Raw genomic sequence first — 12806 nt, 5'->3', positions numbered from 1 at the left:
TCCAGTTCGAGGAGTCAGGCGCAAACAGCCGCCCAGCCCGGCTGCCACCTTGGCCGCAGCCGCTTGCGCCTCACGCCTCTTGTGCGGGGAAACAAAAAAGCCCTATCGCAGGATAGGGCTTTTTGACGGGAACGCGAGATTACTCAGCGTCTACACCGGTGTACGGTACCACGGTAACGGTCTTGCGGTTGAATGCGCCTTTAACAACGAATTCAACGTAGCCGTCCACCTTGGCGAACAGGGTGTGGTCTTTGCCCATGCCAACATTTTCACCAGCGTGGAACTTGGTGCCGCGCTGACGAACGATGATGGAACCTGCCGGAATCAGCTCGCCACCGTAGGCTTTTACGCCCAGGCGTTTGGCTTCGGAGTCACGGCCGTTGCGGGAGCTACCGCCTGCTTTCTTGTGTGCCATGTCTGTTTATCCTTACTTGGAAATCGCGTCGATGCGGATTTCGGTGTAGTTCTGACGGTGACCTTGACGCTTCTGGTAGTGCTTACGGCGACGCATCTTGAAGATGCGTACCTTCTCGCCACGACCGTGCGACACAACGGTAGCCTGGATCTTGGCACCGGCCACAACCGGGGTACCAACGGTAACCTGATCACCTTCAACCACCATCAGCACTTCTTCCAGTACGATTTGGCTGTCGACGTCTGCAGGTATCTGTTCTACTTTGAGTTTTTCGCCAACGGCAACTTTGTACTGTTTGCCGCCAGTTTTTACGACCGCATACATTCGTATAGCTCCTAAATGTTCGTTCCTGTACGCCATGTGCGCAAGGAACACGCGACTATACGCAAGTCTCTGAATGTCGTCAACTTTTTGCTTGCCACAGGCACCGGATTGCGGCCAACCGTGGCGGGAAAGGCCCCATCTCTGCTAACATCGCGCGATTTTCCAGCCCAACCCTTTGCGAAGAAACCGGCCGCGATGTCCAACACTCCGCTGTTCAGAACCCTGATTGCCGACGACATGCAAGCTGTCGATCAGGCCATTCGTACCCGCCTCTATTCCGATGTGGTGCTGATTCGCCAGGTGGCCGAATACATCATTTCTGCCGGCGGCAAGCGGTTGCGCCCGGTGCTGACCCTGATGGCCGGCCGCGCGCTGCACTACCAGGGCCCGCATCTGCATAGCCTGGCCGCAATGATCGAGTTCATCCATACCGCCACCCTGCTGCACGACGACGTGGTGGATGAATCCGACATGCGCCGCGGCCGCCAGACTGCCAATGCCATGTTCGGCAATGCCGCCAGCGTACTGGTGGGCGACTTCCTGTACACCCGCGCCTTCCAGATGATGGTGGAGAGCGGCAGCATGCGCATCCTGGAAGTGATGGCCACCGCCACCAACATCATCGCCGAAGGCGAGGTGCTGCAGCTGCTGAACATCGGTAACGTGGACGTGACCGAAGAGCAGTACCTGCAGGTGATCCAGTACAAGACCGCCAAGCTGTTCGAGGCCGCCACCCGCGTGGGCGCCATCATCGCCGGCGCCACGCCGGAGCAGGAACAGGCGCTTTCCGACTACGGCATGCACCTGGGCACCGCGTTCCAGATCATTGACGACGTGCTGGACTACAGCGGTGATGCCGCAACCATCGGCAAGAGCCTGGGCGACGACCTGGCCGAGGGCAAGCCGACGCTGCCACTGATCTACACCATGCGCCAGGGCCCGACAGACGCTGCCGCCGTGGTGCGCGAATCGCTGGAAGCCGCCAGCCGCGACCGTTTCGACGAAGTGCTGTCTGCGGTACAATCCTGCGGCGCGCTGGACTACGCCCGCAGCGAGGCCGAAAAGGCCGCCGCCGCCGCGGTAGCCGCACTGGCACCGCTGCCGGAAGGCGAATACAAGCAGGCGCTAGTGGAAATCGCCACCCTGTCGGTAGCGCGCAACGCCTGATTTTCTGGTTTCGTCTCCATAGTTAAATGGATATAACAAGCCCCTCCTAAGGGCTAGTTGCAGGTTCGATTCCTGCTGGGGACGCCAACCCAACGCTCACGCCGCCCGGCTCATCCGGCGGCGTTTTTACTGTCGGAAGCCCCATGAAACTGAACCTGCTGCAACGCCTCGCCATCCTCGCCGTGCTGGGCGTGGTGCTGGCCACCGCGATCAACCACTTCACCGCCAAGCCGCAGGCTGGCGCACCAGCGCAGCAGCAGGCCAGCAGCCAGGCCCAATAATGCGCATGGTTGCCCAGGGCTGCCTGCCCTCCGTATTTGCCAGCTGGCCATCGCACCCGCTGTATCGCAGCCTGGCGCCGTGGCGCGAGGCCGTGCAGTTTGCCGGCTGGCCGGGGCAGGCCGAGTTCGATGCGCTGCTGGCGCATGCCCGCGCATGCGGCCAACCCTTGCCGCCCGGGCTGCGCTTTGCCTGCGACCTGGAGCCCGAGCTGTACTACGAGATGCACATCGGCAGCAGCGGCGAAGTCCCCACCCGCACGCAGAACTGGCATGACTGGTTTGGCGCGCTGAGCTGGTTGTCGTGGCCACAGAGCAAGCTGGCGCTGAACGCGCGCCATGTGCGCGCCATCGAGCGCGGCGAGGTTGGCCGCGGGCCGTTCCGCGATGCCGCCACGCTGCTGGATGAGTGCGGGGTGATTATCCCGGTGAGTGATAACGCGCTGGCCGACACGCTGCGCGCCATGGACTGGCAGGCATTGTTTGTCAGCCGCGCCGCGGACTGGGGGCAACGCATCGACAGCCATGTGCTGGGGCATGCGCTGTTCGAGCAGGGGCTGGCAATGCACATCGGCTGGTGCGGCAAGGCGCTGCTGCTGCCGGTGGACGAGCATTTCTTTGCTCTGGATTACTGGCAGCGCCAGCAGGCAGTGGATGCCCGCCTGGCGGTGCTGCTGGCCGATGACGGCTGGCTCGCCCGCCCGCGCGAGCTGCTGCCGCTACCGTTGCTGGGCATCCCCGGCTGGTGGCCGCAGCAGGATGCCGCCTTCTACGCCAATGCCGACTACTTCCGCCCCACCCGGCGGGCGAACTCCGCCACGCTGACCTGAGCCAGCTCGGCCATGGTTGGCCGCAGCAGCTGCTCCACCCCGGCGGCGATATCATCGTCGCCAACGCTGCTTTCCGGACGGTAGACAAACAGCCGGAACACGTCGGCCAGCGGGATATTGTCGGCGCGCTTGAGCAGCACCCAGCCATCGTTGCCGCCTTTCTGCACGTAGCCGGCCAGCGCCAGCTTGTCGAGCACGCTGCCCAGCTCGTCGTAGCCCACCTTCACTTCGCGGCGCAGTTCCTCCGGCCGCAATGCGCGGCCGTCATCCTGCGCGCGGTCCAGCATCACCAGTGCTTCCACCGCATCCAGAAAGCGGCGACGCGGCTCGTGGCGGCGGCGCCAGGCCAGGCCCTCCCAGTAGGAGAACGAGGCGGTGAGCACCGCGCCCATCAGCACCACCAGCCACAGGCAGAACAGCCACAGCAGCAGGATGGGCAAGCTGGCGAAGGCGCCATACACCAGCTGGTAGTTGGCCACCTCGCCGATATAGAAACCGAACACCAGCTTGGTGCCTTCCAGCAGCATGGCCGTCACCAGCCCGCCGAGCATGGCGTGTTTCAGCGGCACATAACGGTTGGGCACGATACGGAACAGCAGCGCCAGCACCAGCATGGTCAGCGCGATGCTGCCGGAGGCCTGCAGGGCTTCGTCCAGCAACGGCGACACCCGCTCGATATGGGTGAGCTTGAACAGCAGCCGCCAGCCCAGCAGCCCCCCGCCCAGCACCAGCGGCCCCAGCGTCAGCACCGTCCAGTACACCATGCTCTGCTGCAGCCACGGCCGGGCGCGGCGCACGCCCCAGATGCTGTTGAAAGTGCGCTCGATGGTGGCCATCAGCATCAGCGAGGTTACCCCCAGCATCACGATGCCGGCAGCGGTGAGGCGCTCGGCATTGTCGGCAAACTGGCGCATGTAGACGGTAATCACCTTGCCGGCGAACTCCGGCACCAGCGTGGACAGCAGCATTACCTTGAAGCGGGTGCTGTAGTCCGAAAACACCGGAAACGCCGACATCACCGTCAGCGCGATGGTAAACAACGGCACCAGCGCCAGCAGGGTGGTGAAAGTCAGGCTGCCCGCCACCTGCAACACGCGTTGCTGCGCCAGGCGCTGGCGGATGAAATCGGCAAAGCCGAACAAGGCGGAGAGGGAAAAGGACACGGTAATGGCAAGCCGGTAAAATGCGGGTTGCCAATGTTAACCGATAGGACTGGTCATGCAGGATATTCTGGTGCTCTATTACAGCCAGCACGGCGCCACCCGCGAACTGGCGAGGCTGATCGCCCGTGGCATCGACAGTGTGGCAGGCTGCCGCGCCCGCCTGCGCACCGTGCCCAAGGTATCCACCGTATGCGAGGCCACCGCGCCGGCGGTGCCGGACAGCGGCGCGCCCTACGTGGAAAAGCAGGATCTGGCCGAATGCATCGGCCTGGCACTGGGCAGCCCTACCCGCTTCGGCAATATGGCCGCCGCCATGAAATACTTTCTGGACGGCACCGCGCCGGAATGGATGCAGGGCACCCTGGCCGGCAAGCCGGCCTGCGTGTTCACCAGCAGCAGCACCCAGCACGGCGGCCAGGAGTCCACCCTGCTGTCGATGATGATTCCGCTGCTGCACCACGGCATGCTGCTCATGGGCCTGCCGTTCACCGAGCCGGCAGTCAGCCACACCACGACAGGTGGCACACCCTATGGCCCCAGCCACGTGGCCGGCAGCCAGCATGCACCGATCAGCGAAGACGAAAAGAAACTGGCCATCGCCCAGGGCAAACGCCTGGCCGAGGCGGCGAAAAAGTTGGCCGCAGGCAGCTAATACGAGAGGCCGGAGCGAGGCATGTCCGCTTCCATGGTTGTTCCGGCTAGCGCGGGCTGGCCGGACGCGGCGAGCCCGGTTTCGCCACCGCGCCCCGCACCTCGAAACTGACCCGCTCCACCAACTTGCCACCGCCGTCACGCAGCTCCAGCTGGTGCCGCCCCGGCCACGGGAACCATGGGGCACTGTTACCACGGGCAATGCGACGGCCATCCAGCCACCACTGCGCCCCGCTAACGCCGCGCGCACGCAGCAGCAAACGCTGGTTGGCTGGCGGGATATCCGGATCCACCGCGTAGATGCTGCCGGTCAACGGCGATACGATGCCGGGCGTCTCCTGCCCGCCAGGCAGTTGCGGCATGATCAACGCGCGTTCAGTACCGGCCAGGAAATACTCCTGCCGCGTGGCTTCGATATCACCCTGGTAACGCACCAGCTGCCGGCGCACGCCAGCCGGGGCCAATGGCGGCCGTGATGGCTGTCCGCGCTGCAGATAATCCAGCACACTTTGCCACACCGGCGCCGCGCCATGCATGCCGGACACATCCCACATCGGTTCCCCATTGGCATTGCCCACCCACACAGCCACGGTGTACTGGCGGGAGAAGCCGACGGTCCAGTTGTCGCGCATATCCTTGCTGGTGCCGGTTTTCACCGCACTCCAGTAGCGGGTGGACAGCACGCTTTCCAGACCGAATGTACGCGCACGCGCGGTGCGGTCGGACAGGATGTCGGCAATGATGAAACTGCTATCTGCGGCCAACAGTTGCCGGCCGGTGGGCTTTGCTGCGGTCAGTGTCCAGCGCGGGGGGCTGAACATGCCGCCGCGCGCCAGCGTGCGGTAGGCATTGGCCAGGTCAATGAGGCGGATATCCGCCGCCCCCAGCGCCAGGCTGTAGCCGTAGTAATCACCATCATTTACTAGCGAGCGCAGGCCTAGCGCAAACAAGCGGTCGCGCAATGCATCCGGCCCGACCATGGTAATGGTCCGTACCGCCGGCACATTCAGGGAAGAGGCCAGGGCTGTGCGCACCGAAACCGGCCCCTTGAAGTCCCGCGCGTAATTGCGCGGGGCATACAGGCCGGCTGCGGTCTGCAGGTCCAGCGGGCTGTCGTCCAGCAGCGAAGCGGCAGTGAGATAGCGCCGTTCCAGCGCCAGCTGATAGAGAAACGGCTTGAGCGTGGAACCGGCCTGGCGCAACGCCGTCACGCCATCCACGTTGGCCGCAGCGGACAGGCCGCCGCTGGAACCTACCCAGGCCAGGATATCGCCGCTGACATTGTCCAGCACCACCACTGCGCCATCCTGGACATTGCGCTGCGCCAGCGCACGCAAGTGCCGCTGCAATACTGCTGCGGCGTAGCGCTGTAGGCCAGCATCCAGCGTGGTGGCGATGCGGATACCTGCCGGCAGGTGCAGCTGCTGCTGCAGCTTGTAGCCAAAATGCGGCGCCAGTTGCCACTGCCATAGGGAGGCAGGCGCCCGCGCGTGCAGCGCCTGCTGTGTCAGGATGGCGGCGCGCGCGCATTGCCGTTGCCGCTCGGCTTCTGACGATCGCGGCAAATGCTTGCGCGCCGCCTCGCTATCCATGGTTTGCAGGATGCCGCAGGCACGGGCTGCCACGCGCTCGGCACTGGCATTCGGCCCGCGCAAGAGCGCCACGATAATGGCCGACTCCACCCGGTTCAGCCCGGCGGGCAATTTGCCGAACAGACTCTGCGACACCGCGGCCAAGCCAACCTGTTCCCCACGGAAGCTCACCAGGTTGAGATAGGCCTCCAGTATCTCGTCCTTGCGCCACTCCTGCTCCAGCGCCCGGGCCGACCAGCCCTGCCCCAGCTTCTGCCACAGGCTGCGGCCACTGGCGCTGGCGCGCAAATCCTGGTCCAACAGGCCAGCCAGCTGCATGGTCAGGGTGGAAGCGCCGCGAGTGCGGCTGTGCCACAAATTGCCCCAGGCTGCGGCGGCAACGCCAGACCAATCCACGCCGCTGTGCTCATAAAAGCGGCGGTCTTCCGACAGCAGCAGGGCATAACGCAGTGCCGGCGAGGTGTCTTCCAGGCGCACCCAGTCAAGACGCAACGCCCGCTTGTCTACCCGCAACTGCTGCAGTGGCGCCCCGTGGCGGTCCAGCAGCAAGACAGCCGATGGCCGCCACGCCGCCTTCACCTCGGCAAAGCGTGGCGCAGCCCATGCCGGCAGCACGCTCCACGCCAGCAGCCACGCTAGCGCATAGCCCTTACTGCGCACGCTGCACCCGGAACGGCGCATTGGCCAGCAACCCGAACACCCCCGGAGCATACATCGCCTCCACCCGGGTGGCTGGCAGCTGGAACAAGCCAGCCGTATTCAGGCGCACGGTGTACTCCACCCGCGAGCTGCCACGCCACAAGTAGCGATAGTAGGCACGGTAGCCGGCATGGCGGCGCTCGACAAATGCCGGCCAGCTGTCGTCGCGCTCGCCGGCCTGCGCCACGGCGATGGCGGAGTCATTACCCAGGCCGCTGCCCAGAATGGTGGCGCCCCCCGGAATCGGATCGTCCACCACCACCCAGCCCATATCGGACTGGGCATCGATGTCCAGCGTGACTTTCAGAACATCGCCGACACGGTACTCGCCGGCCTGCTGCTGCCGCACCGGGGTCAGCGTTTTTTTTACCCGGTAGCCGGCATAACGCTGCCCGCTGAACTTCACCGCCGCCTCCACCGACACCGTGGCCCACGGCGCGCCACTGCCCTGATGCGCCAGCTGCAGCACACCTTTCCCCCCTGCTGGCCATGGCAGTAGCGGCATGCTCACGGCGCTGTCCTGTGGCGAGGCTAGCTGCTGCCTGCCAGCCAGCTCCGCACGGCTACTGCCTGTTACCGCGACGTTTTCAAACTGGCGCGAGAACTGCCCTACCGCCAGCAGCCCCCACAGGTTGGCCGTCGTCGTCCCCCAGTGGCCGTACTCTTGCCGAGCCAGCAAGCCGGTCAACAAGCGCGGCACATCTGGCTGCCAGTCCGGCAGCCTGCTGGCCACCAGCAGCAGGCGGGCGGCATTGAGGTTGGCGCTGCCCATCAGCCACCAGGCCCCGTCTTCCGCCTCGCTGCTGAACACCAGCCTTGTACCCTGGTAACTCAGCTTGCTGCGCAGTATCTGGCTAACCTGCGCCAGGCGCTGCGCTTGCGCCGGAATCGCCGGCTCACGCTGCAGCAGGTCCAGCCAGTCGATCTGCATGGCAGTGCTCCAGCGCTGCGGCTGTAGCACCAGCACATCCAGCATCGCCGGCTGAAAGCGGCCATGGCGCGCCAGCGCCAGCATGGCGGACAGCCGACGTGCATCCTTATCCTCTCGGGAGTACCAGGATTCGCGCTTGATGCGCCCCTCGACGAAGGCCGCCAGACCATCCAGCATGCGCTGGCGCGGCCCCTCCGGAATACTCCGCCCGGCATCGTGGCTGACTTGCAGCAAATAGCTGGTCAGTACATCGCTACCCTTGTAAGCACTCCCCTCGCGCAAGGGGAAGTAGTCCGCCAGACCATCGCTATCCAGATACATCGGCAGCTCTGCCATGGTCCGGCTCCACAGGGCATCACTATCCATGCCGATAGATTTGGAAGTCCGCTGCTCCAGGCAGGCAAACGGGTAATCCTCGAACCAGCGCTGCACTGCCGGCAGGCTGTTACCCAAGCGGCTCTGCACGCTGACACGCACCCCGCCCTTGCCCGGCAGGCTGCCTGGCGGCATGGCTACCGGCACGCTGCGCGCGCCATCCAGCCGCAGTAGCGTGGCCTGCATCACGGTGCTTGCCACCGCTGGCGCCACCTGCTGCTGGAACTGCAGCGCATCCCCGGCCTTGCCGTTGACTTCCTGCGCCTGGATGCGCCAATCAAGGCTGCTGACATTCTGCGGTACGGTGAATGGCCAGCTGACTTCCCGTGCCTCGCCGGCCGGCAGGCTGATGCGCTGCGGCGGCAGCTTGCCTGCCCCCCAGACGGCACCGACATCCAGGGTCATGGCACGTTCACTGCCATTGCGTACGGTTACCGTGGCGGCCAATTCGTCTCCCTCGCGTACCAGCGGCGGCAGGCCATTGCTGATCTGTACATCCTGCACCACGTTGATTTCGGCTTCGCCGGTGCCAAAGTAATCCCTGCCGACATCCGCCACCGCCACCATCCGGAAGCGGCTCAGGGCATCGTTCAGCGGCACGCGGATGTTGGCCGCGCCGTTGGCATCCAGCACCACGGCAGGCTGCCACAGCAACAAGGTATCCAGCAGCTCGCGGGTGGGCGCCTTGCCGCCACCGCCGCCTGGCGGTAGGGCCTTGCGGCCATAATGCCGCTTGCCGACCACCTCCAGCTGCGCGGTCGCTGTTTCCACATCGTAGCTGTGGCGCTGGTACATGGCTTCCATCAGTTTCCAGCTGTCATTGGGCTGGAGCCGCAGCAGGGCATCGTCCACGGCAGCAAACGCCAGCTCGGTGCCAGCCGGTGCCGGCTTGCCATCCGGCATGCGTACCTGGACATGCACCAGCGCCTGCTCACGGATGTGGTATTGCTTGCGCTGCGGCGTCAGCGTGACCTGTAGCCGGCGCGCGCGATCTCCTACCCGGATTTCGGCCACACCGTATTTGAACGCCGGGCGCGACAGGTCAACCATGCTGGACGGCGGCGTGTAATCGCCACCATCGTTCCAGAAGGCTCCCCACCACTCCTGTGGGGTCTTCCAACCCCAGGTAAAGAAGGAGTACCACGGCACCTCGCGGATGCGACCACGCACGGCCAGCACCGAGACGTAGACGTTCGGCCCCCACTCCGGCTTGACCTCCAGTTCGATTACCGGCTGCTTGCCGCTGAGCTCCAGCACGCGGGTCTCCACAATGCCTTCGCGCTCGATTGCCACCCAGGCGGTAGCCTTGCGGAACGGCATGCGTACCTGGAAACGGGCGATTTCCCCGGGGTTGTAGCTAGGATGCTCCGGCAAGATGTCGATACGGTCGTTATCCTCAACCTCGAACCAGACTTCGTCCTGCCCGCTGATCCAGACATACTGGCTGGCCGTCACGCGGTTACCCTGCTCGTCGGCCACTTCGGCAACCACTTCCAGGCTGCCTTCTTCGTCTGCCTCCAGCTCGCAGCTCAGCAGCCCCTGGCTATCGGTACGCCCCTGACACAGCGGGCGTGCTTCCTGCCGTTGCAGTTCGTGCTCCCAGGCATAGAAGCCGCCCACCAGGCGCTTGCGGCTGGACAAATACTGCTGGCGCTGCTGGCGCAAAGTCACCAACTTGCCGGCCTGCGGTCGGCCCTGGATATCCAGTACCACGCTTTTGACCTCCAGCTTGCGGCCAACCGACACCCAGTCTTCCACCTGCACCCCCACCTGCAGCGCCGACGGCCACAATGGGATCATGCGCGAGATGGTCTGGATTTCGCCGGACGGGTCCTGCAGGCTGGCCTCGGTCTGCAGCCAGTAAGGGCGATCCAGCCGCGGCAGCTTGTCCACCAGCAGCTTGCCGTTGCCATTCTCATCCAGCCGCAGGGCGGCCTTGTCCAGTAACACCTTGCCGTCCAGACGATTGCTGCTGTCACCCTCCTCCCCACGCCATGCCGGGTAGAAACTGAAGCCAGGATAATCGCGTGGCGTTTCATAGCGCGCCTGCAACATGGCGCTGACCTGTAATGGCCAATTCCGCGCCGCACCGCCATTGCCCCACGCCAGGGTCACGCTCAGGGGCAGCGGCTTGCCTGGCATGCCGGCGCCAGCCGGGTAGCCAATGCGGCCGCTCATCACCGGCAGACGGAATTCCTCTACCCGGAAATTCCCGCTGTACAGCGAGTAACCGTCCAGCACTGGCGAGGCCGGCTGGCTGTAGTCGCGGCGCTCTCGCGTGCCCTTGCGCTCCAGATAAACGCTGTACTCCCCCAGCTTGGCCTCCTTGGGCAGGGCAAAGCTGCTTTCTGCGTAACGCCCCTTGCGCCAGTGCAGCGGCAACACGAACTCGTCATCGCTGCCATCGTGTTTGATCCGTGCCACTTGCGGCAGCTCGCCAGCCTTGAGCAAGGCCAGCCCCTGACTGTTCCGCAGACGCAGCAGGTGCTTCATCGATACCGTTTCACCGGCACGCAGCAAGGTCCGGTCCAACACGCTATGCGCGGTAATGGCGGGCTCATACCAGCTACGGTTTGGAAACGGGAAACGCCAGCTCTCGATGCCACGATTCCAGCCGCTGCGCACGAAGGAGACATCCTCCACGCCATTGCCGTCATTAACGCGTGCGGTGACAAACAATCCATCCAGGCTTTCTGCATCCGCACAGCTGGCCTCCTGCAATTCCTGCGCTACCCGCGCCACCCCCTGCTTATCGGTGCGCCCCTGCCACAACAGCTGCTGACGACAGTCATAGATGCGCACTTGTGCCCCTGCCACCGGCTGCGCCCGGTCCAGCGTGGTGACCCACACCGCGGCATTTTCCGGGGAACGCTTGAAATGCACTGCCAGGTTGGTGACCAGCGCGGCGGTACGCACATACATTGGCTTGTTGCCGCCCAGCAAGGCCTTGCCCAATAAGCGGGATTCAATTTCCACCACGTGCAGGCCGCGCTGCGCCAGCGGTATGCCCACCACCTCGAACGGCCAGCGCCCCTTGCTGTCCGGGGACGCGGGCAATGCCAGGCGCTTCGCCTGCGGCACGCCATGCAGCAATGACAGCCGGCGGCTTTCCACCTCGCGACCCTGGCCGACATTGATGCTGCTTTCGTGATAGCGCAGCACCTTCCCCAGCCAGCGCATGATGTCGCCATCGCTACGCAGCAGGACACCCTGTCCACCCAGCTGCAGCGCGTTTACTGGCAAGGCGGCTTCCACGCTGCGCAGAGTCACAGGCAGGCTGGCATCCGGGGCGGCCTCGATAATGCCGAACGGCGCCGCGGCGAACTTGGCCAACGGCGGAAAATCCGCGGTACGTAGCGGCAACGGGAATTTGTCGGCATTGGCCAGTGTGCGGCCAACCTCGTCCACCAGATTGTCCGGCAGCTTCAGTTGCAAGGTCTGCTGCGCGGCAAATGGCGGCGTGAAGCTGATGCTGTCCACCGCTTCGCCACGATTGCCAGCCAGCGACGGCTTGTAGTCACCATCCGCGCCAGACAGCCGGATAGCGGCGGCCAGCTTGGCCGGCACCGGCGCGCTAAAGCTCAGCGTGATGGGTTTGAAGGGAATGCAGGCACCACGGGCATTCTGCCGGCTGCAACTGAGCGTGGCACGGAACGGCTCACGCACCCGGAACTGCAGTTGCTCGGCATCGCTGCCCGGGCGCGGGTTGGTCACTGTCACCTTGCTATCGGCTGCCAGACGTTGGCCGCAGCGCACGGTCAGCACACTGGCAGCCTCTTTTTCCAGCTGCAGATGTTTCAGCACCACGGCACGATCCGCCGCCGAGGCCGCCGGCATGGGCAGGCGCTCGGCCAGTGCCGAGGACTGGCAAAACAGTCCGGGCAGGCTGGCGATGCGAGCATTGAGCTTGAGCACGAAGATCTGATCTTCATCGATCAGGCTGCCGCTATCCGGCCAGCTACGCACAATGCTGGCAGGGCCGGTGTGAAAGCGGTAACTCGCCGCCGGCAAACCGGCTCCCTGCAGATCTTTCAGCCCGCTGCGCAAACGGAACTGACAGCGGGTGTTGGCTGGCGGTGGCCTACTGATGTCCAGCACCCAGCTCTTGTCATCCACCCAATGCCCCTGCGCCTGCAGCGGGCAGTCCCACACCACCGGTGCCGCCGCCTGACTATCCCCAAGCCGGATCATGGCGCTGTCAAAACTCAGCCTGACCTGAGTCGGCTCACGGACCTCGCCTTGCGGACTGAACAGGGTGACGCCGGCAGCTTGCGCAAGCGGCGCCAGCAGCAGGCTGGCAAGGGTCAGCAGAAAGGCAGTCGTTTTCATGGCGCGGCACGCATGTCAGTGGACATGCCCAGTCAGGGAGGAGCCGTGATTA

At 64.7% G+C, this 12806-nt stretch carries 9 protein-coding genes and 1 tRNA gene; 5 read left to right on the top strand and 5 right to left on the bottom strand.

Annotation, left to right across the window (positions count from 1 at the left end; genetic code table 11):
• Positions 1-139: 139 nt before the first annotated feature.
• A complete protein-coding gene (gene rpmA, locus ACFOKJ_RS01150; protein WP_390276144.1) occupies positions 140-415 on the bottom strand; it encodes a 50S ribosomal protein L27 in 276 nt (91 codons plus the stop codon).
• A 12-nt stretch (positions 416-427) separates the two neighbouring features.
• Complete coding sequence (gene rplU / locus ACFOKJ_RS01145) at positions 428-739, bottom strand: 50S ribosomal protein L21 (protein WP_390276143.1); 312 nt, start codon at positions 737-739, stop codon at positions 428-430.
• A 195-nt stretch (positions 740-934) separates the two neighbouring features.
• Here rplU and ispB point away from each other — a divergent pair, with 195 nt between their 5' ends.
• The 4 genes from ispB to ACFOKJ_RS01125 all read left to right on the top strand — a co-directional run bounded on the left by ispB (position 935) and on the right by ACFOKJ_RS01125 (position 3014).
• The gene (ispB, locus tag ACFOKJ_RS01140) at positions 935-1906 is read left to right on the top strand and encodes an octaprenyl diphosphate synthase (RefSeq protein ID WP_390276142.1); all 972 of its coding nucleotides are present in this window, start codon (positions 935-937) and stop codon (positions 1904-1906) included.
• A gap of 12 nt (positions 1907-1918) precedes the next feature.
• Positions 1919-1993, top strand: a tRNA-Arg gene (locus ACFOKJ_RS01135).
• 56 nt (positions 1994-2049) lie between these two features.
• Positions 2050-2187 carry a hypothetical protein gene (locus ACFOKJ_RS01130; protein ID WP_390276141.1) on the top strand — a complete coding sequence of 46 codons (138 nt, stop codon included), beginning with the start codon at positions 2050-2052 and terminating at the stop codon, positions 2185-2187.
• The gene (locus tag ACFOKJ_RS01125; RefSeq protein WP_390276140.1) at positions 2187-3014 is read left to right on the top strand and encodes a DUF3025 domain-containing protein; all 828 of its coding nucleotides are present in this window, start codon (positions 2187-2189) and stop codon (positions 3012-3014) included. Before ACFOKJ_RS01130 ends, ACFOKJ_RS01125 begins: the two co-directional genes overlap by 1 nt.
• Here ACFOKJ_RS01125 and ACFOKJ_RS01120 read toward each other — a convergent pair.
• Complete coding sequence (locus ACFOKJ_RS01120; RefSeq protein WP_390276139.1) at positions 2969-4177, bottom strand: YihY family inner membrane protein; 1209 nt, start codon at positions 4175-4177, stop codon at positions 2969-2971. The genes ACFOKJ_RS01125 and ACFOKJ_RS01120 overlap by 46 nt on opposite strands.
• 55 nt (positions 4178-4232) lie before the next feature.
• Here ACFOKJ_RS01120 and wrbA point away from each other — a divergent pair, with 55 nt between their 5' ends.
• Positions 4233-4829 carry an NAD(P)H:quinone oxidoreductase gene (gene wrbA, locus ACFOKJ_RS01115; protein WP_390276138.1) on the top strand — a complete coding sequence of 199 codons (597 nt, stop codon included), beginning with the start codon at positions 4233-4235 and terminating at the stop codon, positions 4827-4829.
• 46 nt (positions 4830-4875) lie between these two features.
• Here wrbA and pbpC read toward each other — a convergent pair whose 3' ends face one another.
• A complete protein-coding gene (gene pbpC / locus ACFOKJ_RS01110; RefSeq protein ID WP_390276137.1) occupies positions 4876-7101 on the bottom strand; it encodes a penicillin-binding protein 1C in 2226 nt (741 codons plus the stop codon).
• Positions 7070-12754, bottom strand: a complete 5685-nt coding sequence (locus ACFOKJ_RS01105; RefSeq protein ID WP_390276136.1) for an alpha-2-macroglobulin family protein — start codon at positions 12752-12754, stop codon at positions 7070-7072. The genes pbpC and ACFOKJ_RS01105 overlap by 32 nt, the downstream gene beginning before the upstream one ends.
• Positions 12755-12806: the final 52 nt, after the last annotated feature.

It is taken from the genome of Vogesella amnigena (assembly GCF_042648905.1).
Classification (GTDB): Bacteria; Pseudomonadota; Gammaproteobacteria; order Burkholderiales; family Chromobacteriaceae; genus Vogesella; species Vogesella amnigena.
Note: the sequence above shows the minus strand (reverse complement) of the source record. Positions and strands in the feature narration are given on the sequence as shown.